The sequence below is a fragment of the Luteibacter pinisoli genome (genome assembly GCF_006385595.1).
Lineage (GTDB): Bacteria > Pseudomonadota > Gammaproteobacteria > Xanthomonadales > Rhodanobacteraceae > Luteibacter > Luteibacter pinisoli.
On record NZ_CP041046.1, the window covers coordinates 1,413,149 to 1,439,472 of the forward strand.

Genomic DNA, 26,324 nt, shown 5'->3' on the forward strand with positions numbered 1-26,324 from the left:
GCAGTGCAGTGGACGGCTGGCGGCGGCACTGGCACCCTCGGGTGGAACCCTTTGCGAGAGCCCCATGAGCGATCCGCGCCTGACTGAACTGGCCCGTCTGCTGCCCGGCCTGAAGCTATCCACCGACCCGGGCGACCTGGAGCACCACGGCCGCGACTGGACCCGGCGCTGGACCCCCGCGCCCATCGCCATCGCGTATCCGGCGGATACGACCGAGGTGCAGGGCATCGTGCGCTGGGCCAACGACCACCACGTGGCCATCGTGCCCTCCGGCGGCCGCACGGGCCTGTCCGGCGGTGCGGTCGCGGCGGCGGGTGAGCTGGTGGTGAGCCTGGACCGGATGAACAAGGTGCTCGACTTCAACGCCGTGGACCGCACGCTCACGGTGCAGCCCGGTATCGCCCTTGAGGCGGTGCACAACGCGGCCCGCGAGCACGGCCTCATCTATCCGGTGGACTTCGCCGCGCGAGGCTCCTGCCAGATCGGCGGCAACATCGCCACGAACGCGGGCGGCATCCGGGTGATCCGCTACGGCAACACCCGGCAGTGGATCGCCGGCCTGAAGGTGGTGACCGGCTCAGGCGAGCTGCTGGACCTCAACAAAGGCCTGGTGAAGAACGCCTCCGGCTATGACCTGCGCCACCTCATGATCGGTTCGGAAGGCACCCTGGGCATCGTCGTGGAAGCGACGCTGGCGCTTACGTCGCCGCCGCCGGCGTCGCAGGTGATGCTGCTCGCCGTGCCGGCGATGGATGCGCTGATGAAGGTATTTGCCGAAGCCCAGCACCGCCTGCGCCTGGAAGCCTTCGAGTTCTTCACCGACCGGGCGCTGGAACATGTGACGGCGCACGGGGCGCAGGCCCCGTTTGCCGAGGCGTACCCGTTCTACGTGGTCGCCGAATTCGATGCGGCGGACGAGAAGGCCGAGGCCGCCGCCCTGGCCTTCTTCGAGCAATGCATGGAGGAGGGCTGGGTCGTGGATGGCGTCATCTCGTCGTCCGACGCCCAGGCCGCCGCCTTGTGGCGGCTGCGCGAGGGCATCACCGAGAGCCTGGCGGCGTACAAGCCGTACAAGAACGATATTTCCGTGCGCATCTCGCGGGTCCCGGCGTTCATGGCCGAGATGCAGGCCCTGCTCGCCGAGGGCTATCCGGACTTCGATGTGGTCTGGTTCGGCCATATCGGCGACGGCAACCTGCACATCAACGTGCTCAAACCGGAGGGCCTGGACTACCCGGCGTTCGTCGCCCAGTGCGAGCAGGTGACGGCGCTGCTGGTGGACACCCTGGCCCGGCACGAGGGCAGCATCTCGGCCGAGCACGGCATCGGGCTGGTGAAAAAGCCCTGGCTAAGCAGCGTCCGCTCGCCTGCCGAGATCGCCCTGATGGCCGGGATCAAGAAGGTGCTGGACCCGAACGGCATCCTGAACCCCGGGAAGCTGCTTTGACGAAAAGCTGACACCTAACCCGGGGGCCACTACCCTTAACACCTCCCATTTCCCCAAGGCACGCCCCCATGGCCCCGGACGCCACCGACCTGTACCCCGCGATCGAGCCCTACGATGTCGGCTCGCTCAAGGTCTCCGACCTGCACACGCTGTACTACGAGCAGAGCGGCAACCCGAACGGCAAGCCGGTGGTGTTCCTGCACGGCGGCCCGGGCGGCGGCACCAACCCGCGCTGCCGCCGCTTCTTCGACCCGAAGAAGTACCGCATCGTCCTGTTCGACCAGCGCGGCTGTGGCAAGTCCACCCCGCACGCCGAGCTCACCGACAACACCACGTGGGATCTCGTCGAAGATATCGAGCGCCTGCGCAAGCACCTGGGCATCGATACCTGGCAGGTCTTCGGTGGCTCGTGGGGTTCCACGCTGGCGCTGGCCTACGCCCAGACCCACCCGAAGCAGGTGAGCGAACTGGTGCTGCGTGGCATCTTCATGCTCCGCCGCACCGAGCTGGAGTGGTTCTACCAGGGCGGTTGCGACCAGCTTTACCCGGATGCGTGGGAAACCTATCTCTCGGCCATCCCGCCGGCCGAGCATGGCGACCTGATCAGCGCCTACCATCGCCGCCTCACCAGCCCGGACGCCGCCACGCGCGTCGCCGCGGCGCGTGCATGGTCGGTGTGGGAAGCGGCGACGAGCTATCTCTACCAGGACGAAGGCCACATGGCCTCGAGTGGTGAAGACGAGTTCGCGCTCGCGTTTGCCCGCATCGAATGCCATTACTTCGTCAATGCCGGCTTCTTCGAAGTGGACGGCCAGCTGCTGCGTGACGTGCACAAGATCCGGCATATCCCGACGGTGATTGTGCAGGGCCGCTACGACGTGGTCTGCCCGGTGCGCAGTGCGTGGGACCTGCACCGTGCCTTCCCGGAAGCCGAGCTGCGCATCGTCCAGGACGCGGGCCATTCCGCGTTCGAGCCGGGCATCACCCGCGAGCTCGTCCGCGCCACCAACCAGTTCGCCAAATAACCCGGCGCACAAAAAAAGGGGCGCCCGGTGTTTGCCGGGCGCCCCTTTTTGCATCACGCGATCAGAGCAGGATCGACGGTAGCGTCAGCAGGTCCACCACGAAACCATCGTGGTCGGACGAACCCAGCGCCTTCTTCACGCCGGTTTCCTTGGCCGCATCATCCAGCGTCTGCACCGGGGCATCCAGGTTGCCGCGGCCGTATTCCATCTGCAGGAACAGACCACGGGCCACGGTGTTCAGCAGCGCGTGGTCCAGCACCTGGTGCGTCGGCACCGAGCGCGGGGCCTGGCCCTGGATGTTGCCGAAGTTCTCGGTGAACAGGAACGAGTAGCGATCCTGGGCGGGCACCGAATCCACGGCGTTCCACAGGGCCGGCTTCACGATGTTCTTGCCGAGCTTCAGCAGGTTCTGGCTATCGTCGTACTTGCCCGAGACCAGGCCCACCACGTCGGTGAAGCCATCGCTGAACTGGTACGAGTTGAAGTCACCCACCACCATGATCGGGGTGAGCAGGTTCTTCCGGTCGGTCTGCAGCGCCTGCACCTGTTTGGCCAGCGACTGGGCCTGGAGGAAGCGCTTCTGGCGGTCGCGATCCGCCGTGGTGCCCGTCTTGTCGACGTTCTGGCGGGCCTTCGGGTGCACCGAGATCACGTTGATGCGCATGCGGCCGATGATCGACGGCACATCCGCCGTGAGCAGCAGCGGCGGGTGGTCGTGCAGGAAGGACTGCGTGCCGCCATCGTCCCAGGTGGCATCGGCGTCGAGCTGGCGCACATCCACCACGCGGACGCGGTCGGTACGAACCAGGAAGCCGACGTTGATGCCGCTCGGGTCGTGGCCCGGCTGCAGGAACGCTTCGTACTGCGCCGGGTAGTCATCACCGAGCTGCTTGGCCAGGCCCTGGAGCACGGCGAGGCTCTTCACCTCTTCCACCGACAGGATATCCGGCAGCTTCAGCACGCTGCCGACATACGCGGACAGGCGCTGGGTCTTCAGCTTCACTTCGTCCGGCGTCGGCTCGGTGCTGCCACCGCTGCAGGTGAAGGTGGTGTTGAAGTCCGAATCGCAGAAGCGTTCCATGTTGAACGCGCCGACGCGCACGGCGTAGAACGGCTTGTTGTCGACCGGGCGCGGAAGCGGGTTGGCCTTGGTGATGGTGATCTTGCTGGGGATGAAGGTGTACGCGCCAAACGCGTACGAGATCACGCCTTCGGCCTTGAACGTGGTGCCGGCGTTGTACGGCGTGTTGACCGGCACGGCGCCGAAATCGGCCGTGTTCATCTTCAGCACTTCCGGGTTACCCGACCAGTTCGGCAGGTTCACGCCATCGGGCACCGGCACCGTGTAACGGACGCCCGGCTTGCGCAGCGAACGCTGGCCGTTGGCGGTGATGTACACCTCGGCGAACGGCTCGTTGCTGAAGCGCAGGTTGCCGGTGGTGATCATGCCGTTGTTGATCGTGACGCGCATGCCCACGAAGCACTGGTAGTTCGTCGTGCCGCAGGAGAGGGCGTTCGGATCGTTCGACGGCACCTTGTCGTTGAACACCACCGCGGTCGGCAGGCGCGCGCCGTGCAGGGTGGTGGTGATGGTGGCGTTCTTCAGTTCCGGCAGGTTGAAGTAGTTGTCGACGGTCGCTTCGACATTCACCTGGTCACCGGCCTTCACCGTCGGCGCCGTGCTGGTGAACACGTAGATGCCGTTGGAGGTGAGCGGATCGTTGTCGGCGCGGCTGTCCGGGGTCTGGATGGTGAAGCCGGCCGGGCCCACCGCGGTGACGATGTTGCCGGTGGTGGCCACGCGCTTGCCGAGCAGCGGCGACACCTGGCCCTGGCCAGTGATCTGCCAGATTTCGGCGGCGACCGGGATCTCGTTGAGGATGGCGCCCACGGCGGTGGGCTTGGCCAGGGCGACGCCGCCCGAGGCGTTGGTCAGGTTGACCTTGAACGCCTTGTCCGCGCCAGCGGCCTTGGCACCGTGCACGTTCACCGTCACGGTGGCCGTCGTCTGGCCCGCCGGGATGGTGAGGTCGGTGTTCACCGCGTCGTAGTCGCCCGCGGCGACGGTGGCCGTATCGTCGGCGGTCGCGGCATGCACCGTCACGTCCGCCGCGCCGGCCTGGCTCAGCGTCACGGTGAACGGCATCGGCACGTCATCGGCGTTGCGCAGGCTCACCGATGCATCGGCGATCGACAGGCTGGGGCCCTGCGCCACGCAGGTGCTGGCGCTGTTGTGCGGGGTGGTCGGTGCGACCTTCACCCAGTCGGCGGAGTTATCGCCGGTGGACTGCGGGAACCCGGCGGCGCTGGTCTTGCGGCCGTAGCCCTGGTCGGCGTTGGTGCTGCCCAGGCTCGCCAGCGGCGTGCCCAGCTTGTAGGCCGAGCCGGCGCTCAGGCCAACCTGGTCGATCACCGTGCCCGAGGCATCCAGCAGCGCGAGGCCGCCGTCATCGGTCACGCCGGTCGAATACTTCTGGTCGAACGCGACGCTGCCGGAGTAGCCGGAACTTGCCGTATTTGCCAGCAGGAGGTAGCAGCCCGGCGCGATGGTCACGCCAGCGGGGAAGGTGAAGCGGGTGCCCGTCGTGCCTGCGTTGTTGGACGCGTTGAGCTTGTAGCCCGACACATCCAGCGGGGCCGTGCCGCTGTTCTGGACTTCGACGAATTCGTCGTTGCCGCCAGCGGGGCCGCGGACGCGGAACTGGGTGATGGAAAGATCCGCCGCCTGGAGCGACGATGCGGCCATGAGGCCGGCGAGCGCCGCCCACAGGGCGCGCTGCTGTTTGGTCGAACGCATTCGAAAATCCCCTCGAGTCGTTGAGTTGTACGCGACCCAAGACGCCCGCAATCCCCTGCGGCGGCGCTCCCCCTGTCAGGCCCGCCGCAGGATTCTGCCGCAAGTTTGTGACAGCCGGTGTGACGGCGGACCCGGTAGGCGAGGGCGTTATTCCGCCTTTTGTTTCGTACCGAAGATCTTGTCGCCGGCGTCGCCCAGGCCCGGGAGGATGTAGCCCAGCTCGTTCAGGTGATCGTCGATCGAGGCTACGTAGATCTCGATATCCGGGTGGGCGGCCTCGATGCGCTTCAGGCCCTCCGGCGCGGCCACGAGGAACAGGCCCTTGATCCGCTTCGCGCCGGCCGCCTTCAGCATGTCCACCGTCGCGACCAGCGTGCCGGCCGTGGCGAGCATCGGGTCCACGATGATGGCGGTGCGCTCATCCATGCGGCCGCTGAGCTTCTCGTAGTACGCCACCGGCTGCAGGGTTTCTTCATCACGCTGCAGGCCGACCACGCTCACCTTGGCGGCGGGGATCATTTCCAGCACGCCGCTGAGCATGCCGAGGCCCGCGCGCAGGATCGGCACGATGGTGACCTTCTTGCCCTTGATGTGCGTGACCTCCACCGGGCCAGCCCAGCCCTGGATCATCTTGCACTCGGTTTCCATGTCCGCCGTGGCTTCGTACGTCAGCAAGGCGGCCACTTCGGAGGCCAGCTCACGGAATTCCTTCGTGCTGATGCCGGCGGCACGCATCAGGCCGAGCTTGTGCTGGATGAGGGGATGGCGGACTTCGACGATTTTCATGGGCAGGCGACGTAGCAGGGGCGATGCGCCCATTGTCGCACGCGACATCCACGCCGTCGTAGGAGCGCACGGCGTGCGCCCCTACGGCAACGGGTCAACCCTTCAGGCACGTGCTCATGAACGTCTTCCGCTCATCGCCCTTGAGGGTCTTGGCGGAGGCGTCGGCATTGCACTTCTTCATCTTGTCCTGCTGGGTCATCTTGGGCGCGGCCGCCGGCTGCTCGCCTTTAAGGCAGCTGGACATGAAGGCTTTGCGCTCGTCACCCTTTTTGCCGGTGGCCTGGGTGTTGCAGGTGGACATCCGCTGCTGCTGCGGTGTCAGGTCTTTCTTGGCCTGGGCCGCAAGCGCGGAACCGGCGAAAACGAAGAGGATGGAAACGATAACGACACGACACTGCGTACGCATGGCGAAACCCCCACGTGACGCCGGGAAGCCGGCGTCACGGAGCTTACGCTTTTTCTCAAGCGGGCGTTAAGCGGCCTTTTCGGCCGCGCGGCGCGGGCCTTCGCGGAGGGCGTGGCGCACCTCGTCGATGATCAGGTCCACCTCGGCGCTGGTGACGCGGAAGTGCGGGGTGAAGCGCAGGGAGTTGGCGCCGCCGTGGATCACGCCGATGCCGCGCTCGCGCATGTATTCCTCGGTGGAGCCTTCGCCGTAGCACTTGAACTCCGGGGCCAGCTCGCAGGAGAACAGCAGGCCGGTGCCCTGCACCTTGGTGATCAGGCCGCCGAGTTCGGACTTCAGGCCTTCAAGCTTCTGCAGGAATTCCTTGCCGCGCTCGCGGATGTTGGTGCGCACCTCGTCGGTGAGCTCGGCCATGGTCGCCACGGCCACATCCAGGGCGCGCGGGTTGGCGGTCATGGTGTTGCCGTAGATGCCCTTGCGGTACAGGCCGGCGACGCGCTCGGAGACGGCCAGCACGGAGAGCGGGTACTGGCCGGCGTTCAGCGCCTTGGAGAAGGTTTCCAGGTCCGGCGCGTCGAGTGTCTCGAAGCCCGGGTAATCGATGATCGACAGCACGCCATGCGCACGCAGGCCGGCCTGGATCGAATCGACCAGCAGCAGGGTGCCGTGCTCACGGGTGAGCTCGCGGGCGGCGGCGTAGAACTCCGGCGTCAGCGCGCGGCCCGGGTCGCCTTCGCCCATCACCGGCTCGAGGAACATGGCTTCGATGAACCAGCCGTTGCGGTCGGCTTCGGCGAAGGCGGCCTTCAGCGAAGCAACGTTGTACGGCTCCACCGTGATCAGCGTGTCTTCGTTACGGAAGCTGGCCAGGTGCTGCTGGTAATTGCGGCGCGACGAATCCGAGTAGATGGCCGGACGCTCGGTGCGGCCGTGGAAGGCGCCCTTCACCGCGAGCCGCTTGATGGTGCGGCCGGCGTGGCGTGCACCCGGGTCGGTCATCAGGCGCGCGTTGACGTCGGCGATGCGGCCGGCCAGCGTCACCGATTCCGAGCCGGAATTCAGGCACAGGAAATGCGAGTACGGGTTGCTGCCGCGCACATGGCCCAGCTCCTTGCGCAGGGCTTCGCACAAGCGCAGTTGCGAGACGTTGGCCGTCATGACGTTGGCCATCACCTGCGGGCGCGACATCGCTTCGAGGATGTGTTCCGGGTTGTGGCCGAAGCCGAGCATGCCGTAGCCGCCGTCGTCGTGGAGCACGGCGCCCTTCAGCGTGACGACCCAAGGGCCGAACGCCGCGGCCGGCACGTACGGGTTCACGCCGTCGTCCGGATAGAAGTTCACCAGGCCGCACTGCAGGTGCTGGATCTGGTCGGCTTCGTCCATGCGCAGGAAGGCGTCCATGTCGGCGCGCAGCGCCTTGTGATACACGGCGGCTTCTTCAATCGCACGGCGCAGGCTGGCGTCATGGGCCGCAAAGCGTTCGATGGTCGCGTCGGGCAGGCCGGTGGTGCGGGCCTTGCCGCCGAAGTCGCGCATCTCGCGCAGGGTACCAATGACGTTCATAACCTTCCTCGCCCAGATAAGTGCATGCCGAGAATCCCTTAATGTGCTTCTAACTATCTATCTTTAAAGGGATTATTGGCCGAGCATAGCATGCGGTTTTTGGCCCCGTAACCCCCGGGTGACGGTTGTCACATCCGCACAATGACGCAATCGACTGCCGCCAACGGGTTGCGCCGGTTTATGTTGCGTCGCAAGGGAGGACACCATGAACCAAGACACCTGCATCGCCCGCCTCGAAGGCGTCCACAAGCGGTACGGCGCGGTCACCGCGCTGGACGGCATCGACCTCACCATCCACCGCGGCGAGCTGCTCGCCCTGCTGGGCCCGAACGGGGCCGGCAAGACCACCAGCATCAGCCTCTTGCTTGGCCTGCACCGGGCGGACAGCGGCACCGTCAGCCTGTTCGGCCGTGACCCGCAGGACATCGACGCCCGCCGCCGGATCGGCGTCATGCTGCAGTCGGCCAACCTGCCGCCCACGTTGAAGGTGAAGGAACTGCTGCGCCTTACCGCCAGCTACTACCCCCAGCCGCGGTCCGTGGCCGAGTGCGCGGGCCTGGCCGGCATCACCGACCTGCTGGACCGCCGTTACGTCGCGCTGTCGGGCGGCCAGCAACGCCGGGTGCAGTTCGCCATGGCGCTGGCCGGCCATCCGGAACTGCTGTTCCTGGACGAGCCGACGGTCGGCATGGACATCACCTCGCGCCAGGCGCTGTGGGCGTCGATCCGCCAGCTGGTCGCCAGCGGCGCGTCGGTGGTGCTCACCACGCATTACCTGGAAGAAGCCGAAGCGCTGGCCGACCGGGTCTGCGTCATCGCCAAGGGCCGCGTCGTTTCCGAAGGCACCGTGGATGCCCTGCGCGCCCACGTCGCCGTGCGCCGCATCCGCTGCATCACCGCCACGCCCGCCGACACCGTCGCCGCGTGGCCGGAGGTCGACACCGTCTCGCTGCAGCAGGGGCGCCTGAATATCGCCACCACCCAGGCCGAAGCGGTCGTGCGTCGCCTGCTTGCCGTCGACGCCGACCTCAGCGAACTGGAAGTGCAGCGCGCCGGCCTGGCCGAAGCCTTTACCGAAATCACCCGCGACAGCGAAGCGGCCGATGCCGCGCAGGAGGCCGCATGAACGTCATCGATGGCACCGCTACCCCGGCGATGAGCACCGGCCAGCTGGTCAACGCGTACGTGCAGGAAGCGCGCGCGGAAATCATCCGCTACCTGCGCCTGCCCGGGTTCCTGCTGCCGACCATGCTCTTCCCGTCGGTGTTCTACCTCATGTTCGGCATCGTGCTCGCCGCACACAACTCGCCGGACGCTACGCGCTTCCTGCTGGCCTCGTACGGCACCTTCGGTGTGATGGCACCGGGCCTGTTCGGCTTCGGCGTGTCGCTGGCGATCGACCGCGAGCACGGCCTGCTGACCCTGAAACGCGCCTTGCCGATGCCGCCGGCCGCCTACCTCGTGGGCAAGATGTGCATGGCGATGATGATGGCCGCGGTGGTGAGCGTATTGATGCTATGCCTGGCCCATTTCGTTGGCGGCGTGCAGCTGGGTGCCGGCAATATCGCCGCGTTCTTCGTCACCGAGGTGCTCGGCGTGCTGCCGTTCTGCTCGCTGGGCCTGCTGGTCGGCACGCTGGCGAAGGGGCAGAGCGCCCCCGGCCTGGTCAACCTGATCTACCTGCCGATGGCGTTCCTGTCCGGCCTGTGGTTCCCGCTGTCGATGATGCCCAAGGTGCTGCAGGCGCTTGGCCCCATCTGGCCGGCCTACCACCTGGACCAGCTGGCGCTCTCGGCGATCGGCATGGGGCAAGGCGGGGAGTGGATCCACGTGCTCGTGCTGGTCGGCTTCACGGCGGTGTTCCTTAGCCTGGCCGCCCGTCGCCTGCGCCGCGTCGGTTGAAGTAGCATGGCTGAACGTCTTTCCCCGGATCCGCCCATGCTCCTGTCGTGGTTCAAGCCGGCCCCTGATTCGTTGTGGACCCGCCTTGAAGGCCGGGGCAAGGCGCGCACTGCCTCGCTGTTCAACCTGGTGTGGGTGGTCTGGGCGTTTGCCGACCTCGGCTTCGAGCGGACCCTCGACGCCAACTGGTGGTGGGTGACGGGGTGGTCGTTCCCCACCTTTCTCGCCCTGTACGCGCTGGCATATACGCGGCCGTGCCGTGACACGGTGTGGTACGGGCTGGCGATGGCGCTGCTCGGTTTTGTCACCATCAACGTCAACGGTTCCGCCGGCACCTCGTACGTGATCTTCGCCGGGTCGTTCATGGCGTTCACCGGCCGGCCGCTGGTGTGCCTGTTGCGCGTGGTGGGGATCCTCGCCGCTTACATCGCCGTTGCCACGCTGGTGCAGCGCTGGGGCTGGCAGCCGACGCTGATCCTCAGCCTGGTCTACTCGTTCGTCAGCGTCGCCAACCTGCTGTGGCGGGTAAACGGCCAGAAGGAATGGGAGCTCAAGCTCTCCCACGACGAAGTGCGCCGCCTGGCTGCCACCGCGGAGCGCGAGCGCATCGGCCGCGACCTGCACGACCTGCTTGGCCACACGCTGTCGTTGATCACGCTGAAGCTGGAGCTTTCCCGCCGCCTGCTGGATCGCGACGTGGACGCCGCCCGGCGTGAGATGGAAGACGCCGAGCGCGTCGCCCGCCACGCCCTGGCGGAAGTGCGCTCCGCGGTGACGGGCATCCGTGCCACGGGCGTGGCTGCCGAACTCGCATCGGCGCGCCTGCTGCTCGGCGCATCGTCCATCCGCTTCGATTACATCACCGAACTTCCCGCGCTCCCCGCGCGCATGGAGAACGAGCTGGCCCTGGTGCTGCGCGAGGCAGTGACCAATATCCACCGCCATGCCAAGGCCACCGTGGCCGAAGCGAAGGTGCAGGTGGTCGGCAAGGAGCTGGCGCTATGCATCGCCGACAACGGTTGCGGCGGCGTGAGTGCCGAAGGCAACGGCATCAGCGGTATCCGCGAGCGCGTGCGTGCACTGGGGGGCTCGGTGGCTTTCGAATCCGAGCGCGGCAAGGGCACGCGCGTGCAGATCCGCGTGCCGCTTATCGCGGCGGACCGGGCTGACCTCAACAGTGAACCGCGCAGGCTTGCGTCGTGAACTGGTGGAAGCATCCGCGCCCCGATTCGTTGATGGGGACGCTGAATTCGCCGATATACCTTCGCTGGACCTGCATCCTGCAGATGTTCTGGCTGTATGCGTTGATTTCGGCGCCGTGGGCCGTCAAGGGTGTGCACTGGGAGTGGATCCTCCCGTCCGTGCTGTCGATGGCTGTCTACGCCACCTGTTACCTGCGCGTCTTCTTCGGGCCGTTGCGCGACATGGTGTGGAACGCCGGCGCCATCATCGTGATGGGCTTCGCGCTGTGGATCGTGAATCCGGTGTCCATCGGCTACATCGTCATTGCGTTGTCGATGCTCGCCTTCGCCCCGAGCCCGCGTCCCTGGCTGATCGGTACATTGATCGCCAGCCTGGTGACGCCGCTGTGGGTCCATTGGTTCAACATCCCGACGGTGCAGGCGTACATCCTGCCCTTCGTCGGCATCATCACGGGCGTCGGTAATTACCTCTACGCCCGCGCCATCCGCCGGGATGTGCAACTGCGCCTCAGCCAGGCTGAAATCACCCGCCTGGCAACGCTGGCCGAGCGCGAACGCATCGGCCGCGACCTGCACGACCTGCTCGGCCACACCTTGTCGCTCATTACGCTGAAGTCCGAGCTGGCGCGGCGCGTGGCGCTGGTCGACCCGCCACGCGCGCAGCAGGAAATGGACGAGGTCGAGCGCGTGGCGCGGCACGCCCTCGCCGAGGTTCGCAATGCCGTGACCGGCATGCGCGCCGGGGACCTCGGTTGCGAACTGATCTCCGCGCGGCTGATGCTCGAAGCCTCCGGCATCGCGCTGGCGATCGAAAAGCCCGCCGAGCTCGCGTTGCCCGCACCGGCGGAAGCGGCGCTGTCGCTGGTGCTGCGCGAAGCGGTCACCAACATCCATCGTCATTCCCGTGCCACCGAGGCGCGGGTTGTCATTACCCAGGAAGGACAGGTCTTTTCGATGCGCATCACGGACAACGGTTGCGGCGGCCTCGCCGCGCATGGCAATGGGGTATCGGGCATGCGCGAGCGGGTGCGCCAGATCGGCGGCCGCCTGGCCATCGATTCGCCGGTGAAGCAGGGTACGGCGCTGGCCATTGAGCTGACGGCGCTTGCGGAGCGCATCGCATGATCCGCGTGCTGCTCGCCGAAGACCAGGCCATGGTGCGTGGCGCGCTGACGGCCTTGCTCAGCCTCGAATCCGACATCGAAGTGCTGGGCTCGGCAGCCGATGGCGAATCCGCCTGGCGCGAGCTGCAGCGGCTGAAGCCCGATGTACTGGTCACCGACATCGAGATGCCGGGCCTCACCGGCCTGGAAATCGCCCAGCGCGTGCATCGCCACGAACTGCCGATCAAGGTGGTCATCGTCACCACGTTTGCGCGCCCGGGCTTCCTGCGCCGCGCGCTGGACGCGGGCGTCAGCGGCTACCTGCTCAAGGACGCGCCGGCGGAGAACCTCGCCGAGTCGCTGCGCCTGGTCCACCGCGGGGGCAGGGCGATCGACCCGCAGCTAGCCCTTGAGGCGTGGTCCGAAGCGGACCCGCTGAACGATCGCGAGCGCCAGGTGCTGCGCCTGGCCGGGGAAGGGCAGTCGGCCAGCGACATCGGCACCCAGCTGAACCTGTCGCACGGCACCGTTCGCAACTATCTGTCCGAGGCGATCGGCAAGCTGGGCGCGGCGAACCGGATCGAGGCCTACCGGCTGGCCCGTCAGAAGGGCTGGCTTTAAGCTCGGGGGCGTGCCGACGCGGGGTCGCGGCACATGCCTACAGATCGGATGGCATGCGCGCTGCTAAAGTCCGCGACATCTCACGGGAGCCATCGGATTGGCGCGCACGCTGCACATCGTCATAGCCTGCTTCGTCGCCCTGGCGCTCGCCGGTTGCGGGCGGCCGGCCGTGCCGTTCACCCATGACGCCTACATCTGGCAGCGCCAGTGGACGCCCGCGTTGCGGGAGTCCGTGGCTGCGTCGCGCGATCTCGTCCACGCCTGGCGCGTGCTGCTCGCCCAGGTTGCCCGCGATGGGCGCCTGCAGGCGTTCGCGCCTGACCGGGAAGCGCTGGCCGCCAGCGGCCGGCCGGTGGTGCTCGTCGTGCGCATCGATGGCCGGCTGGATCGCTTCGACGGCGACGCGCTGCGCGAACGCATCGCGCAACTGGCCCGGCAATGGCCGGGCGCCGCGGGCATCGAGATCGACTACGACTGCCCGACGGCACGCCTTCCCGCGTACACCGCCTTCCTGGCGCAACTGAAACCCGCGCTGGGCGACACGCCGTTGTCGATCACCGCCTTGCCCACCTGGCTCGGCTCACCCGCGCTGGACGGCCTGCTGGCGGTCCCTGATGCATCGGTTGTGCAGGTGCATGCCGTGCAGGCGCCGCAGGCCGGCCTGTTCGATCCCGCCGTCGCGGCCGGTTGGGTGCGTCGATTCGCGAGCCATACGCGCAAGCCGTTCCGCGTCGCCTTGCCGACCTACGCCTCGCGGGTGAGCTGGAACGCGGATGGGTCGTTGCTGGCCGTCGAAAGCGAAAAGGCGGCGCTCGCCGGAGGAGCCGGTGCGTCGGAATTGTACGCGGCGCCCGGCACCGTCCTGGGCTTCGTGCGCGAGCTGCAGGCGGCACGCGTGCCCCACCTCGAAGGCATCGTCTGGTTCCGCTTGCCCACCGCCGACGACAGCCGCGCCTGGAGCCTGGCCACGTGGCGAGGCGTTGTTGCCGGGCATCTCGACGACGCGCCGCTGCGCCTGCGTTTGCGCGACGCGGGCGACGGCGCCCGCGACGTCGTGCTCGAGAACACGGCCGGCACCGATGCCACGGCACCGCTGCGCGTCGACCTGCCAGCGGGCTGCGCCCTCGCCGACGGCATCGACGGCTACCGCCTCGCGAAAGCCGGCGCCACGCTTTCCCTCGTCACTACACAAGCCCGCCCCGTGCCCAGCCACGCCACCCGTGCGATCGGCTGGGCGCGCTGCAGCGCCGGCACGCTGACCACCATGACCCTGCCCGGAATCCCTGTTTCCTGATGAAGCCCACGATGCTGAAGCACAACGCGCTCGCCGCCGGCCTGGTCCTGGCCACCCTCGGTGCCGTCGCCTGGGCCTGTGGCCCGGAATTTCCCACCCAGATGCTGGACGACCGCGCGACATCGCTGAAGGCGGCGCCGCAGAATACGTTCACCTTTGAAGTGCAGCACCTGCTCCCGGCCGCGGACGCGATGGACGCCGCCGAAACACCGCGATACGGCGATGCGCCCAAGCGCCAGGACCTGCCGGACGACCAGCAGGCGAAGGTGGCGTCGCTGATGGGCTCGGCGGATGGCGCGGCCGCTTACGCCGCGGGCGATGGCCTCCCGGACGACGTGCGCCAGTACGTCGCTGGTGCGGTCGACTACAACCGGGCGACCGCGTCTTGCCCGCCGGCCGAACAGAACGAGTACGGCGACGCGACGGCGCGGCCGCCGTGCACGACGTTCGATGCCTCGGCGCTGGATGCGGCGCAGGCCAGCTTCGAGAAGGTGCTGGCGTTGCCGGCGGAGCAGGCGAAGGCGCGTGGCGCATGGGCCGCGTACATGCTCGGCGAAGCGCATGCGTTGCGCGCGACGAAGGCCGCGGGGTCGCCGGCGTTCGGCGCCGAACGCGATGCGGCAGCCAGGGCTTTCCAGCAGGTGCGTGCGCGTGTGCTCGCCGGCGCGTCCGATGCGCAGGGCCTGGGCGTCGCGAGCTTCGGCGAAGAAGCGCGGCTCAGCCTGTTCGCCGGCAAGACGCCCTGCACGTGGAGCCACTTCGCCCACGTCGACGATTGCACGCGCGACATCGCCCCGGCCGATCTCAAGCACGCCATCGCGCTGTACGCCGCGCAGGCCGGGCACGGTTCGGGCAACGCAGTGGATTCGCTGGAGGCGATCGCCGCCGCCGTGCTCTCCAACGATGGCCAGGCGGCGTCGATCATCGATGGTCCGGTATCGCAGCGGCTGCTCGTGGCCTATGCACTCGCCCGCATCGAGCCGCAGAACTACAAGGGCCAGCCCTCGCCGGTGCTGGCGCCGCTGGTCGAGGCGATCATGGCTAACGGCGCGGACAAGGTGGCCTCCGCGGACCGCCTCGCCTCGCTGGCCTACGAGTCCGGGCGCTACGACGATGCCGAGAAGCTCGTCGGCAAGGCTGAGGGCCCGCTCGCCGCGTGGGTGCGCGCCAAGCTGGCGCTGCGCAAGGGCGACGGCAACGCCGCCACCGCGGCGTACGCGGAAGCCGCGAAAGCGTTCCCGGCCGCCGATGACCCCAAGGCCTCGCTGGCGCCGGGTAGCATCCACCGGCTGATGGGCGAGCGCGGCGTGCTTGCGCTGTCTCGCGGGGACTACATCGATGCGCTGACGCGCTTTTACGAAGCGGCCAGGGCGGTCGGTGGCGACGGCAACACCTACGACGAGCTGAGCAGCACCGGCATGGGCTACGGCAACGACGCCGCGTACGTCGCCGAGCGCGTGCTGACGGTGGAGGAGCTGAAGACCTTCGTCGACGACCATGCGAAGGCCTATTCGCCGGCACCCAAGGCCAGTGACGCCCAGGCGTCCTATGCGGGCACGACGATCGACGACCACCTGCGCTACCTGCTCGCGCGCCGGCTGATGCGCGCCGGCCGCTATGACGACGCGTACGCCTACCTGCCGGCCGCCGGCGACGAGCGCTTCGGCGATGTCGACCTCGTGGCGAAGGCCAAGGCCTATGCGCGAGCCGTGCACGAGGGCGACAGCGCCTGGTCCGACATCACCAAGGCCGAGGCCCGCTACCAGGCCGCGGTAATCGCCCGCGAGAACGGCATGGAGCTGCTCGGCTACGAGCAGGGCCCCGATTACTTCGACAATGGCGGCCTGTTCCAGGGCGGCAGCGGCCAGTCGGCCGTGTCGCTCAATGGCGAATACGTCACCGACGGCGAGCGCCAGCGCTTCAAGGGGAGCGCGCCCACGGTGGGCCACCGCCTGCATTACCGCTACGTCGCCGCCGACCGCGCCGTGTCGGCCGCCGACCTGCTGCCGCCGCGCTCGCAGGCGTTCGCCGCCACCCTGTGCCAGGCCACCCACTGGATGCTCGAGGGGCCGCCCGACTATGACGAGCTGCGCGACGGCGACCTGGGCCACCCGCTGAACGACCGCCAGCGCCGTGCGCAGGCCTACTACGCCCGCTACGTGAAGGAGGGACCGTACGTCGAATGGGCGTCCGATTTCGGCTGGTCCTGTGAAGAGCCGGACTTCGCGGCGGCCCGGGTGCTCAAGCGCGCGCAGCAGGTCCGGGCGGTGAAACACTTCGTCCGTCACTGGCTGCCGCTGGAGATCGGCGTGGCCGTGCTGGCCGTGGCCGGCCTGGGCTGGGCGGTGGTCCGCCGCCGTCGCCGCCGGATTGCGCCATAATCCCAGCCCCCCGTTCCCCCGGCCGCCGTACGTGAAGAAATCCGACTTCGACTTCGATCTCCCGCCCGACCTGATTGCCCAGATGCCGCTCGAGCGCCGCTCGGGGAGCCGGCTGCTGGTGCTGGACGTGGCCGGCCGGTCGAAGGCCAACCGGAAGTTCTACGACCTGCCGGACCTGGTCCAGCCAGGCGACCTGATGGTCTTCAACGACACCCGCGTGCTTCCGGCCCGCCTTTACGGCCGCAAGGACAGCGGCGGCGCCGTGGAGATCCTGATCGAGCGCGTCACCGGCGCGCACGAAGCCCGCGCCCAGCTGGGCGTGAGCAAGAAGCCGAAAGAAGGCGGCATCATCGAGCTGGCCGACGGTACCCGGATCACGGTGATGGGCCGCGACGGTGAGTTCTTCAACCTGCGCTTCGACATCGAGGAGCCGTTGGAGCGCCTGCTCAGCCGCCTCGGCGAAATGCCGCTGCCGCCGTACATCGAGCGCAGCGTCGACGACACCGACATGGAGCGCTACCAGACGGTGTTCGCCCGCGAGCCTGGTGCCGTGGCCGCACCCACCGCCGGCCTGCATTTCGATGAAGCCCTGCTGGAGAAGCTTCGCGCCAAGGGCGTGGATTTCGGCTACGTCACTCTGCACGTGGGCGCGGGCACCTTCCAGCCCATGCGTGCGGAGAACGTGCAGGACCACGTGATGCACCGCGAGTGGCTGAACGTCGGCGCCGAACTGGTCGAGAAAATCCGTGCCACCCGCGCGGCGGGCCATCGCGTCATCGCCGTGGGCACCACGGTGGTGCGCGCGCTGGAAAGCGCCACCGTTGAGGGCGTGCTGCGCCCGTTCGCCGGCGAAACCCAGATCTTCATCTTCCCGGGCTACAAGATCACCAGCGTCGATGCGCTGGTCACCAACTTCCACCTGCCGCAGTCCACCCTGCTGATGCTGGTCTCGGCACTCGCCGGTAAAGAGGTGATCCTGGATGCCTACCGCTACGCCGTGCTCCAGCGCTACCGCTTCTTCAGCTACGGCGACGCCATGCTGATCCTGCCGCCAAAGGCACCCTGAGCGAGCGCCGACGAAAACGCGGGAAGCACAAAAGGAGAGGGGAGCCATAGGCTCCCCTCAGAGTTTGAGCGCCGCCCGCGGTCGCCATACGGAGATGGCTGACCGACCCGGAAATCCGGATCCTCGCTCGAACTGGATGGACCTTTCGGCCTCAGGCTCCAGACCCCTAGTAGCTACCACGCCCTACAGCCTCTCGGGTGGGTAAATCGTCGGTGGGTTTGATATAAAAATTAGTGCTTACCCCATGGATTGTCAACGGAACCTCAGGGATGACTCAAATTCTCGCGCCCGGTGGCTTGGCCACGGCGCCAAGTCCGCATTTAAACGACAGATGGGAAGTGAACGGGTGTGCCGATCTCGGTTTCCTGGATACGAAAAATCTGTCTGGCGACTATCCGGCTGAGCACATGCCCATCCGACTCGCGCGCGGATTTCACGACCATGGAAGAAACGCCGGCTGGGGCGAAGTCCACATCATGGCTCGCCACGGCCGGTGGGTAGCGAGGGTAGCAAGGCAGATCAGGAAGGAGCCTCTATCCGTTGCAGAGCTCGCGTGGCTCAAGCTTCAGCAGACGGGCACGATCTACGAGGCCGAAAAGACGTCGAAGACCAAGCTGGCCCTGTCGGTCGGCCACGGCGCATTGATGGTTCTTCAGTATGTCAGCGTCGGATTTTTCTCCATCACCACGCTGTACGCGATGCCGTCGCAGATCGATGGCCGATCGGTTGGCCGCTACGTTGGCAGGAAGCACCGGGCGGAGCGGCCACTTTGCGAACTGGTGTCCTCCCAGACGGACGGGCGGCATGTGTTCTAGGTCGCATGCCCCTCGGTCTCGCTAAAGGTTTGCCCCCAAGGGCCGATAAGCCATCCGAACGACCCCCGGGCACGGCAGGACCATGGCAAAGAAATCGACTCAAAACGCGACCCAGGCGCCTCTCGCGCTGGAAGCGGACCTGCGCCTCACCGCCGCGCCGGCCCTGCGCGATACCCTGCTGGCGGCGCTCAACGCCGGTGCGGCCGTGCAGCTTGACGGCAGCGCGGTGGCCCAGGTGGACGCGGCCGCCCTGCAGGTGCTGGCGGCATTCAGCCGTGACGCCCGCGCCGCCAGCGTGCCGGTGGCCTGGACGGGCGCCAGCGATACCCTCCGCCGCGGTGTCGCGGTGCTGGGGCTTCATGCATTGATTGAACTGCCGGCCCACGCCGGCGTGAACTGAAGGTAGTGACCGATGGCTAAGATTCTTGCGGTAGACGACTCGGCCTCCATGCGCAGCATGGTGGCCTTCACCCTGCGTGGCGCGGGCCACGATGTCGAAGAGGCCGATAACGGCCGCGCGGCGCTCGACCAGGCCGGTGTGCACAAGTTCGACCTGGTGCTGGCCGACGTCAACATGCCGGTGATGGACGGCATCTCCATGGTCCGCGAGATGCGCACCATGTCCGGCTATGCCGGCGTGCCCATCCTCATGCTGACCACCGAGTCGGACACGAACAAGAAGATGGAAGGCAAGGCCGCCGGCGCCACCGGCTGGCTGGTGAAGCCGTTCGACCCCGACCAGCTGCTGGCGACTGTCGCCCGCGTGCTCGGTTAATCCACTGATCCAGACGTTCCGGTAATTCGAAGGCACCTCCATGTCCAAAGTCGATCTGGCGCAATTCCACAAGGCGTTCCACGAAGAGAGCCTCGACGGTCTCGACGCCATGGAGCAGGCGCTGCTTGCGCTGGACGAGGGTGCGGAGGATCCGGAACTGATCAACGTCGTGTTCCGCGCCGCCCATTCGATCAAGGGCGGCGCGGCCACGTTCGGTTTTGCCGACGTCGCCGCGTTCACCCACGTCGCTGAAAACCTGATGGACGAGGTCCGCAGCGGCCGCCGTCCGATGGAAAAGGCCGTGGTGGAGCTGCTGCTGCGCTCGGGCGACATCATCCGCGACATGCTGTCCCTGCAGATGGCCGGCCAGCCGGGCGCCACGGCGGAAAGCCAGGGCCTGCTCGCCGAACTGTCGGCCATGGTCTCGGGTGGTTCTGCCGCCCCGGCGGCCGCCGCGGCCAAGGCCGCTGCGCCGACTGAAACCATCGAAGGCTGGGACATCGCGTTCCGTCCGTTCGATTACCTGCTGAAAACCGGTAACGACCCGGCGCGCATGTTCCGCGAGCTCGAAGGCATGGGCCCGCTGACCGTCGCCGCCGACGCCTCCAAGCTGCCGTCGCTGGCGGACATGGATCCGTCGTCGTCGTACCTCGCTTACACGCTTCACCTGGCGGCCGGCGCGAAGCGCTCCGCGGTGGAAGGCGTGTTCGACTGGGTGGACGGTGATTGCGACCTCACGATTACCCCGCGTATCGCGGCGCCGGCCATCGAGGCTGTCGCGGTCGCTTCGCCGGCCCCCGCCGCGGCGCCCCGCGCCGTGCGTGACCCGGCCGCCAACAGCGAGGCCAGCTCGGTCCGCGTTGGCATTGAGAAAATCGACACCCTGATCAACCTCGTTGGCGAGCTGGTGATCACCCAGTCCATGCTCAGCCAGTTCCACGACGGCGTGCAGGAATCGCAGCTGGAAATGCTCCGCCAGGGCCTTGCCCAGCTGGGCCGCCACACGCGCGAGCTGCAGGAAAGCGTGATGAGCATCCGCATGCTGCCGATCAGCACGGTGTTCAACCGCTTCCCGCGCCTGGTCCGCGACCTGGCCCAGAAGCTGGACAAGAAAGTGGTGCTGGACATGCGTGGCGAAGGCACCGAGCTGGACAAGACGGTGCTGGAGAAGATCGGCGATCCGCTGGTCCATCTCGTGCGCAACGCGATCGACCATGGCCTGGAAGTGCCGGCGAAGCGCCTGGCCGCCGGCAAGGGCGATACCGGCACGCTGCGCATGGAGGCCTTCCATCGTGGCGGCTCCATCGTCGTGAAAGTCAGCGACGACGGCGCGGGCCTCAACCGCGACGCCATCGTGGCCAAGGCCGTCCAGCGCAACATCATCACCTCGGGCGACGGCATGACCGACGACCAGGTGGCCGACCTCATTTTCGAAGCGGGCTTCTCCACCGCCGCCGCCACCACCGACCTTTCGGGCCGTGGCGTGGGCATGGACGTGGTCCGTCGCAACGTCATGGACCTTGGTGGCACGGTGGCGATCAGCAGCCGCGCCGGCGAGGGCACCCGCTTCACCATCACCCTGCCGCTCACCCTGGCCATCATCGACGGCCTCACCGCCGCGGTGGGCGAGGAGACCTACATCGTGCCGCTGGTCTCCATCGTGGAGTCGGTGCAGGTGAAGGCCGACGCGGTGCGCAGCGTGGTCGGCGGCGGCGAGCTGTTCCGCTTCCGCGACGAATGGCTGCCCATCGTTCGCCTGTACGACGTGTTCGGCTGTGAAGGCGAGCGCCGCGCGGTCGACGCCGGCATCGTCATCGTGGTGGAAGGCGAGGGCACCCGCATTGGCCTGTTCGTCGATGAACTCATTGGCCAGCAGCAGGCCGTGGTGAAGTCCCTCGAAGCCAATTACCGCCGCGTGGCGGGCATTTCCGGTGCCACGATCCTGGCCGACGGCTCCGTCGCCCTGATCGCCGATATCGCGGGCCTCGTCCGCCTCCAGGGCCGCCGCAAAGCCGCCTGACCCGCTGGGTTTTGTCTCAAATTCCCCCTCAAGAATGGGGCGGGCTGGCCGATACCCCTTTGAGGGGTCCCGAACGCCGCCCCATCCGCAGTGGGAACAGAATGAACCAGCCAGCCAGCACCGCCACCGTGGCCGACGAAGCCGCGCAGTACCTCACCGTGAATCTCGGCAACGAGGAATACGGCGTCGATATCCTCGCCGTCCGTGAAATCCGTGGCTGGACACCGGTCACCCGTATTCCCCAGGCACCCAGCTACGTGCTCGGCGTGCTCAACCTGCGCGGCGCCATCGTCCCCGTGCTGGACCTGCGCCTGCGCTTCGGCCTGGCCCGCGAGGAATACACCGCCACCACCGTGTGCGTCATCGTCATGGTGGCCGGCCGCCAGTTCGGCGTGGTCGTGGACGCCGTCTCCGACGTGGTCGAAGTCGTCGCCTCGGGCATCCGCCCGGTGCCCGACATGGGCACCACCGTCGATACCGAATACCTGAAGGGCCTGACGTCTGCCGGCGAGCGCATGGTGCTCCTGCTCGACGTGGACCGCCTGCTGCAGCCGCAGGACGCCCAGATGCTGGAAGCCGCGCTGGCTTCTGCCGACACCAAAGCCGTTGCCTAAGCTCTCGAACTGGAATCGTAATGAAGAAGTTGAAGCTGAAGATCCCCGCCCTGACTGTTCGCGGGCGCCTGTACGGCGTGCTCGGCCTGCTCACGGCCATGCTGCTCGGTGGTGCCGCCGTCGGCCTGGGTGCCATGTACTTCCAGAACGAAGGCATGCGCCAGATCTATGAGGAAGAGCTCGCCCCGTCGGAAATGCTGAGCCGCGTGAACACCCGCGCCCTCATGGCCTTCGTCGTGCTCGGCGAAGCGGCCGCCAAGGTTGACCAGAAAGACCAGGTGAACCAAAAGCTCGCCGAGTTCGACAAGTACCAGGAAGAAATGACCAAGTTGAAGGCCGACTTCGTCAAGCTGCCGATGTCCGACGACATCAAGAAGCTCTACGACAAGTGGCAGGCGACGAACGACGACTACAACTCGGCCAAGGCCGACATGGTCGACGCCCTGAAGCAGGGCGACAACGGCGCCTCCGACGTGCTCGAGCTGCAGGTTCGCCCGCTGCTGATGGATCGCCAGGACAAGCTCAACAAGCTGATCGAAGCCAAGCGCATCGAAGCCGAGGGCATCTACGCGAAGGAAACCGCGCAGTACAAGACGATCCGCGCACTGTCGATCGGTTCGCTTTCCGTCGGCCTGTTCATCTGCCTGCTCATCGGCGTGCTGGTGGTGCGTTCGATCATCGCCACGCTCACGAAGACGGTGGCCGTCGCCCACGAGATTGCCGAAGGCAAGCTGGGCCACGACATCAAGGTGACCCGCAGCGACGAACTGGGCCAGCTCCAGTCCGCGTTCAAGACCATGGACGAGCGCCTCGCCGCCATCGTCTCCGAAGTGCGCCACGGCTCGGGTTCGGTCAGCACGGCCGCGCAGCAGATCTCGCGCGGTAACGACGACCTCTCGCAGCGCACGCAGGAACAGGCCTCGAGCCTGGAAGAAACCGCTTCGTCGATGGAGGAAATGACCTCCACCGTGAAGCAGAACGCCGAGAACGCCAGCCACGCCAACCAGCTGGCCCGTGGTGCACGCGAGCAGGCGGAGAAGGGCGGTGAAGTCGTCGCCCAGACCGTCATCGCCATGCGCGAAATCAGCAGCTCGTCGAAGAAGATCTCCGACATCGTCAGCCTCATCGACGAAATCGCCTTCCAGACCAACCTGCTGGCGCTCAATGCCGCGGTGGAAGCGGCGCGTGCGGGTGAGCAGGGCCGCGGCTTCGCCGTGGTGGCCACCGAGGTGCGCAACCTCTCCGGCCGCTCGGCCAATGCGGCCAAGGAAATCAAGGCGCTCATCAACGACAGCGCAAACAAGGTGCAGGCCGGTTCGCAGCTGGTCGACCAGTCCGGCAAGGCGCTGGCCGAAATCGTGGATAGCGTGAAGAAGGTCACCGATATCGTGGCCGAAATCGCCGCTGCCAGCTCCGAGCAGTCGGCCGGGATCGACCAGGTCAACCATGCCGTGCTGCAGATGGACGAAATGACCCAGCAGAACGCCGCGCTCGTGGAAGAGTCCGCCGCTGCCGCCCGTGCCATGCACGAGCAGGCCACGGAGCTCAGCCGCCAGGTGTCGTTCTTCAAGGTCAACGGCCAGGGCGGCACCGCGGCCAAGGCCGCGCGCAAGGACCCGACCAAGGAAGAGATGGAAACCGTGTTTGCCGCCGTGCGCAGCCAGCCGATCGCCCGTGCGCAGCGTCCCTCCGAGCCGGCGGCTGACGCCGGTGCATGGAAGGAATTCTGATCGATGAATGCGCTCGTCACTAACGGCGATGCCGCCGTACAGGCGGGCGTAGGCGGTCCGAGCCTCGGGGAGGCGGAATTCGCCTTCCTGCGTGAGTTCGTGCTGCAGCAATGCGGTATCTCGCTGGGCGACCACAAGCGCCAGCTCGTGCAGGGGCGCCTGTTGCGCCGCCTGCGCGCGCTGAACCTGCCGGGTTTCGCGGCGTACTGCGACCTGCTGCGCCGCGATCCGGACGCCGAGCTGGGCGAACTGGCCAGCTGCATCAGCACCAATGTCACCTCGTTCTTCCGCGAGATGCACCACTACGACATGCTCGTGGCGGACCTGCTCCCGCGCTGGCTCGAGGACAAGAAAAAGAACGGCGGCCGCCTGCGCATCTGGTCCGCCGGCTGCTCCACGGGTGAGGAGCCCTATGCGCTCGCCATGGTGCTGGCCGAGGCCATCGAGCGCACCGGTTCCACGGTGGACGCGAAGATCCTCGCCACCGACCTGTCGCCGCAGGCCCTGGAAGCCGCCCGCAAGGGTGTCTACCCGGTGGATCGCCTGGGTGGCGTGGATGACGCGCGCCGTCGCCGCTGGTTCATGCGCGGCGAAGGTGCTTACGACGGCTACGCCCAGGTGCACCCGCGCCTGCGCGAGCTGGTGACCATCCAGCCGCTCAACCTGCTCCATGAATGGCCCATGCAGGGCAAGTTCGACGCCATTTTCTGCCGCAACGTCGTTATCTATTTCGACAAACCGACGAAACAGCGCCTGTTCGCTAGATACGCCGGCATGCTGGAAAGCCGGGGTTACCTGTTCCTCGGTCACTCGGAATCCATGTACGGACTATCCGACGACTTTGATCTGATCGGTCGCACGGTCTACCGGAAACGTACATGAGCGACACGTTCGTCGCGCAGCCGCGCACTTTCGCCGGCTTCGATCCAAAGAGTGTCCTGCCGGGGTTTGAGCACGTCCGCCGGTTCTGGGATCCTGCCCTGGACGTGGTCACGGTGAAGATCCTGCCGGGCGAGTACTACGTCAGCACGCAGGAAGAAATGATCTCCACGGTGCTGGGTTCGTGCGTCTCCGCGTGCGTGCGCGATACGCGCCGCCGCATTGGCGGCATGAACCACTTCATGCTGCCGGAGCCGGCCAACAACGACCGCGATAGCTGGGGTTCCACCGTGGGCCGCGCCGCGCGCTACGGCAACGACGCGATGGAACAGCTGATCAACGCCATCCTCAAGGCCGGCGGCCGTCGCGACGACCTCGAAGTGAAAATCTTCGGTGGTGGGCGCGTGCTGGCCACCATGACCGATATCGGCCAGCGCAATATCGCCTTCGTGCAGCGCTATATCGCCACCGAAAAACTGAAGCTCTGCGCGGCCGATGTCGGCGATATCTACCCGCGCCACGTGCAGTTTTTCCCGGTCAGCGGCAAGGTCCGGGTGCGCCAGCTGCGCGCTGTCCACGACACCCAGCTCGCCGATCGTGAGAAGCGATACCTCAAGCGATTGGAAAACGATCCGATAAAGGGAGATGTCGAGCTTTTCTGACGCTTAGCGTCGAAGGGTTCCCCCGCCCGTTCCTGTCCCGCCGCCTCGCCGCTGCGGGACACCTTGCCACCCGAGTTCCCAGTGCCCATGCAGAAAGTACGCGTTCTCATCGTCGACGACTCGGCCCTGGTCCGTAAGGTGCTGACCGCCATGCTCGAGTCCGATCCGGGCATCGAGGTGGTGGGCACCGCGCCGGATCCGCTGATCGCGCGCGAGAAGATCAAGGCGCTGAACCCGGACGTGCTGACGCTGGACGTGGAAATGCCGCGCATGGACGGCCTCACGTTCCTCGAGAACCTGATGCGCCTGCGGCCGATGCCGGTGGTGATGGTCTCCACGCTGACCGAGCGCGGCGCGGACGTGACCCTGCGCGCGCTGGAACTGGGCGCGGTGGACTTTTTCACCAAGCCGGCCGCCGACCTCGCCAACACCTTCATGGAGCACGCGCCGGAAATCTGCGCGAAAGTGCGCCTGGCCGCCGGCGCGAACCCGCGCGAGCGCGCCACCGTCACCAAGATTGAAAAGCTCGACCTGTCGCTGTCGAAGCTGGACGTGGCCCCGCGCCTTTCCGCCGATGCCGTGCTGCCGCGCGCGCAGACCCCGGGCAGCCGTGGTGGCCAGCGCATCATCGCCATCGGTGCCTCCACGGGCGGTACCGAAGCCATCCGCGTGGTGCTCGAGGCGATGCCGCCGACCGCACCGCCGATCGTCATCACCCAGCATATTCCCGCCGCCTTCAGTGGTCCGTTCGCCGCCCGCATGGACGGTGTGTCGGCCATGAAGGTCTGCGAAGCGCGCGACGGCCAGCCGATCCAGGCCGGCCACGTCTACATTGCCCCCGGCAGCCAGCACCTGCTGGTGATGTGGGACGGTGCGCGCCACGTCTGCCGCCTGCACGACGGCCCTCCGGTGAACCGGCACAAGCCCGCCGTGGACGTGCTGTTCCGTTCCATGGCTGCCAGTGTCGGCGCCGCCACCGTGGGCTGCCTGCTCACCGGCATGGGCGACGACGGTGCGCGCGGCCTCGCCGAGCTGAAAGAGATCGGCGCCCATACCCTCGTGCAGGACGAAGCCAGCTCCGTGGTCTGGGGCATGCCTGGCGCCGCCTGGAAGGCTGGCGCGGCGGCCGAGATGCTGCCGCTGGACCAGATCGCCCTGCGCCTGCTCGCGCTTGCCCATACCCCCATCCCCGCCACCGTCGCACGCGTTGGCACCTGAAGGACGAAGAGACATCAC

The 26,324-nt window shown here is 67.2% G+C and carries 23 protein-coding genes; 19 read left to right on the forward strand and 4 right to left on the reverse strand.

All coding sequences use genetic code 11. From position 1 onward, the window contains the following. Positions 1-64 precede the first annotated feature (64 nt). On the forward strand, positions 65-1,447 hold the full coding sequence (locus FIV34_RS06465; RefSeq protein ID WP_139980803.1) for an FAD-binding oxidoreductase: 1,383 nt from the start codon (positions 65-67) through the stop codon (positions 1,445-1,447). Between the two features lie 68 nt (positions 1,448-1,515). Further along, positions 1,516-2,472 carry a prolyl aminopeptidase gene (gene pip / locus FIV34_RS06470; RefSeq protein ID WP_139980805.1) on the forward strand — a complete coding sequence of 319 codons (957 nt, stop codon included), beginning with the start codon at positions 1,516-1,518 and terminating at the stop codon, positions 2,470-2,472. Positions 2,473-2,533: 61 nt separating this feature from the next. On the opposite strand, the gene FIV34_RS06475 is transcribed toward pip, so the two are convergent. The 4 genes from FIV34_RS06475 to FIV34_RS06490 all read right to left on the reverse strand — a co-directional run bounded on the left by FIV34_RS06475 (position 2,534) and on the right by FIV34_RS06490 (position 8,024). Next, positions 2,534-5,269 carry a lamin tail domain-containing protein gene (locus FIV34_RS06475; protein WP_139980807.1) on the reverse strand — a complete coding sequence of 912 codons (2,736 nt, stop codon included), beginning with the start codon at positions 5,267-5,269 and terminating at the stop codon, positions 2,534-2,536. A gap of 147 nt (positions 5,270-5,416) precedes the next feature. Next, on the reverse strand, positions 5,417-6,055 hold the full coding sequence (upp, locus tag FIV34_RS06480; protein WP_139980809.1) for a uracil phosphoribosyltransferase: 639 nt from the start codon (positions 6,053-6,055) through the stop codon (positions 5,417-5,419). A gap of 94 nt (positions 6,056-6,149) precedes the next feature. Beyond that, positions 6,150-6,461, reverse strand: a complete 312-nt coding sequence (locus FIV34_RS06485; protein ID WP_139980811.1) for a PsiF family protein — start codon at positions 6,459-6,461, stop codon at positions 6,150-6,152. Between the two features lie 66 nt (positions 6,462-6,527). Then, positions 6,528-8,024, reverse strand: a complete 1,497-nt coding sequence (locus tag FIV34_RS06490) for an aminotransferase class III-fold pyridoxal phosphate-dependent enzyme (protein ID WP_139980813.1) — start codon at positions 8,022-8,024, stop codon at positions 6,528-6,530. 205 nt (positions 8,025-8,229) lie between these two features. On the opposite strand from FIV34_RS06490, the gene FIV34_RS06495 reads away from it, so the two are divergent. The 17 genes from FIV34_RS06495 to FIV34_RS06575 all read left to right on the forward strand — a co-directional run bounded on the left by FIV34_RS06495 (position 8,230) and on the right by FIV34_RS06575 (position 26,306). Continuing rightward, positions 8,230-9,150, forward strand: coding sequence for an ABC transporter ATP-binding protein (locus FIV34_RS06495; protein WP_139980816.1), 921 nt, complete (start codon positions 8,230-8,232; stop codon positions 9,148-9,150). Beyond that, on the forward strand, positions 9,147-9,926 hold the full coding sequence (locus FIV34_RS06500) for an ABC transporter permease (RefSeq protein ID WP_139980818.1): 780 nt from the start codon (positions 9,147-9,149) through the stop codon (positions 9,924-9,926). Before FIV34_RS06495 ends, FIV34_RS06500 begins: the two co-directional genes overlap by 4 nt. A 6-nt stretch (positions 9,927-9,932) precedes the next feature. Continuing rightward, complete coding sequence (locus FIV34_RS06505; RefSeq protein ID WP_246058766.1) at positions 9,933-11,129, forward strand: sensor histidine kinase; 1,197 nt, start codon at positions 9,933-9,935, stop codon at positions 11,127-11,129. After that, a complete protein-coding gene (locus FIV34_RS06510) occupies positions 11,126-12,253 on the forward strand; it encodes a sensor histidine kinase (protein WP_246058767.1) in 1,128 nt (375 codons plus the stop codon). Before FIV34_RS06505 ends, FIV34_RS06510 begins: the two co-directional genes overlap by 4 nt. Further along, on the forward strand, positions 12,250-12,852 hold the full coding sequence (locus FIV34_RS06515; RefSeq protein ID WP_139980820.1) for a response regulator transcription factor: 603 nt from the start codon (positions 12,250-12,252) through the stop codon (positions 12,850-12,852). Before FIV34_RS06510 ends, FIV34_RS06515 begins: the two co-directional genes overlap by 4 nt. A gap of 169 nt (positions 12,853-13,021) precedes the next feature. Then, complete coding sequence (locus FIV34_RS06520) at positions 13,022-14,146, forward strand: DUF3142 domain-containing protein (RefSeq protein ID WP_211352719.1); 1,125 nt, start codon at positions 13,022-13,024, stop codon at positions 14,144-14,146. Next, positions 14,146-16,527, forward strand: a complete 2,382-nt coding sequence (locus FIV34_RS06525) for a hypothetical protein (protein WP_139980822.1) — start codon at positions 14,146-14,148, stop codon at positions 16,525-16,527. Before FIV34_RS06520 ends, FIV34_RS06525 begins: the two co-directional genes overlap by 1 nt. A 31-nt stretch (positions 16,528-16,558) precedes the next feature. Further along, positions 16,559-17,593, forward strand: coding sequence for a tRNA preQ1(34) S-adenosylmethionine ribosyltransferase-isomerase QueA (queA, locus tag FIV34_RS06530; protein ID WP_139980824.1), 1,035 nt, complete (start codon positions 16,559-16,561; stop codon positions 17,591-17,593). 269 nt (positions 17,594-17,862) lie between these two features. After that, positions 17,863-18,408 (forward strand): hypothetical protein, encoded by a 546-nt coding sequence (locus FIV34_RS06535; protein WP_139980826.1) that lies wholly within the window; start codon positions 17,863-17,865, stop codon positions 18,406-18,408. An 82-nt stretch (positions 18,409-18,490) separates the two neighbouring features. Continuing rightward, positions 18,491-18,808: an STAS domain-containing protein gene (locus tag FIV34_RS06540; RefSeq protein WP_139980828.1), complete on the forward strand. Its 318-nt coding sequence runs from the start codon at positions 18,491-18,493 to the stop codon at positions 18,806-18,808. A gap of 12 nt (positions 18,809-18,820) precedes the next feature. Then, a complete protein-coding gene (locus tag FIV34_RS06545) occupies positions 18,821-19,183 on the forward strand; it encodes a response regulator (RefSeq protein ID WP_139980830.1) in 363 nt (120 codons plus the stop codon). A 40-nt stretch (positions 19,184-19,223) separates the two neighbouring features. After that, entirely contained in the window at positions 19,224-21,203 is a 1,980-nt protein-coding gene (locus FIV34_RS06550; RefSeq protein ID WP_139980832.1) for a chemotaxis protein CheA, read from the forward strand. 101 nt (positions 21,204-21,304) lie between these two features. Beyond that, positions 21,305-21,817 carry a chemotaxis protein CheW gene (locus tag FIV34_RS06555; RefSeq protein WP_139980834.1) on the forward strand — a complete coding sequence of 171 codons (513 nt, stop codon included), beginning with the start codon at positions 21,305-21,307 and terminating at the stop codon, positions 21,815-21,817. A gap of 20 nt (positions 21,818-21,837) precedes the next feature. Next, positions 21,838-23,547, forward strand: a complete 1,710-nt coding sequence (locus FIV34_RS06560; protein ID WP_139980836.1) for a methyl-accepting chemotaxis protein — start codon at positions 21,838-21,840, stop codon at positions 23,545-23,547. A 3-nt stretch (positions 23,548-23,550) separates the two neighbouring features. Next, positions 23,551-24,429: a CheR family methyltransferase gene (locus tag FIV34_RS06565; RefSeq protein ID WP_139980838.1), complete on the forward strand. Its 879-nt coding sequence runs from the start codon at positions 23,551-23,553 to the stop codon at positions 24,427-24,429. Further along, a complete protein-coding gene (gene cheD / locus FIV34_RS06570; RefSeq protein ID WP_139980840.1) occupies positions 24,426-25,088 on the forward strand; it encodes a chemoreceptor glutamine deamidase CheD in 663 nt (220 codons plus the stop codon). The genes FIV34_RS06565 and cheD overlap by 4 nt, the downstream gene beginning before the upstream one ends. An 87-nt stretch (positions 25,089-25,175) precedes the next feature. Continuing rightward, entirely contained in the window at positions 25,176-26,306 is a 1,131-nt protein-coding gene (locus tag FIV34_RS06575; RefSeq protein WP_139980842.1) for a protein-glutamate methylesterase/protein-glutamine glutaminase, read from the forward strand. The last annotated feature ends 18 nt before the right edge of the window (positions 26,307-26,324 follow it).

Bases quoted from the DNA above. Each gene is read 5' to 3' on its own strand.
- FIV34_RS06465 (WP_139980803.1), top strand. From the start codon at position 65: ATGAGCGATCCGCGCCTGACTGAACTGGCCCGTCTGCTGCCCGGCCTG.
- pip (WP_139980805.1), top strand. From the start codon at position 1,516: ATGGCCCCGGACGCCACCGACCTGTACCCCGCGATCGAGCCCTACGAT.
- FIV34_RS06475 (WP_139980807.1), bottom strand. From the start codon at position 5,269: ATGCGTTCGACCAAACAGCAGCGCGCCCTGTGGGCGGCGCTCGCCGGC.
- upp (WP_139980809.1), bottom strand. From the start codon at position 6,055: ATGAAAATCGTCGAAGTCCGCCATCCCCTCATCCAGCACAAGCTCGGC.
- FIV34_RS06485 (WP_139980811.1), bottom strand. From the start codon at position 6,461: ATGCGTACGCAGTGTCGTGTCGTTATCGTTTCCATCCTCTTCGTTTTC.
- FIV34_RS06490 (WP_139980813.1), bottom strand. From the start codon at position 8,024: ATGAACGTCATTGGTACCCTGCGCGAGATGCGCGACTTCGGCGGCAAG.
- FIV34_RS06495 (WP_139980816.1), top strand. From the start codon at position 8,230: ATGAACCAAGACACCTGCATCGCCCGCCTCGAAGGCGTCCACAAGCGG.
- FIV34_RS06500 (WP_139980818.1), top strand. From the start codon at position 9,147: ATGAACGTCATCGATGGCACCGCTACCCCGGCGATGAGCACCGGCCAG.
- FIV34_RS06505 (WP_246058766.1), top strand. From the start codon at position 9,933: ATGGCTGAACGTCTTTCCCCGGATCCGCCCATGCTCCTGTCGTGGTTC.
- FIV34_RS06515 (WP_139980820.1), top strand. From the start codon at position 12,250: ATGATCCGCGTGCTGCTCGCCGAAGACCAGGCCATGGTGCGTGGCGCG.
- FIV34_RS06525 (WP_139980822.1), top strand. From the start codon at position 14,146: ATGAAGCCCACGATGCTGAAGCACAACGCGCTCGCCGCCGGCCTGGTC.
- FIV34_RS06535 (WP_139980826.1), top strand. From the start codon at position 17,863: ATGACTCAAATTCTCGCGCCCGGTGGCTTGGCCACGGCGCCAAGTCCG.
- FIV34_RS06540 (WP_139980828.1), top strand. From the start codon at position 18,491: ATGGCAAAGAAATCGACTCAAAACGCGACCCAGGCGCCTCTCGCGCTG.
- FIV34_RS06545 (WP_139980830.1), top strand. From the start codon at position 18,821: ATGGCTAAGATTCTTGCGGTAGACGACTCGGCCTCCATGCGCAGCATG.
- FIV34_RS06550 (WP_139980832.1), top strand. From the start codon at position 19,224: ATGTCCAAAGTCGATCTGGCGCAATTCCACAAGGCGTTCCACGAAGAG.
- FIV34_RS06555 (WP_139980834.1), top strand. From the start codon at position 21,305: ATGAACCAGCCAGCCAGCACCGCCACCGTGGCCGACGAAGCCGCGCAG.
- FIV34_RS06560 (WP_139980836.1), top strand. From the start codon at position 21,838: ATGAAGAAGTTGAAGCTGAAGATCCCCGCCCTGACTGTTCGCGGGCGC.
- FIV34_RS06565 (WP_139980838.1), top strand. From the start codon at position 23,551: ATGAATGCGCTCGTCACTAACGGCGATGCCGCCGTACAGGCGGGCGTA.
- cheD (WP_139980840.1), top strand. From the start codon at position 24,426: ATGAGCGACACGTTCGTCGCGCAGCCGCGCACTTTCGCCGGCTTCGAT.
- FIV34_RS06575 (WP_139980842.1), top strand. From the start codon at position 25,176: ATGCAGAAAGTACGCGTTCTCATCGTCGACGACTCGGCCCTGGTCCGT.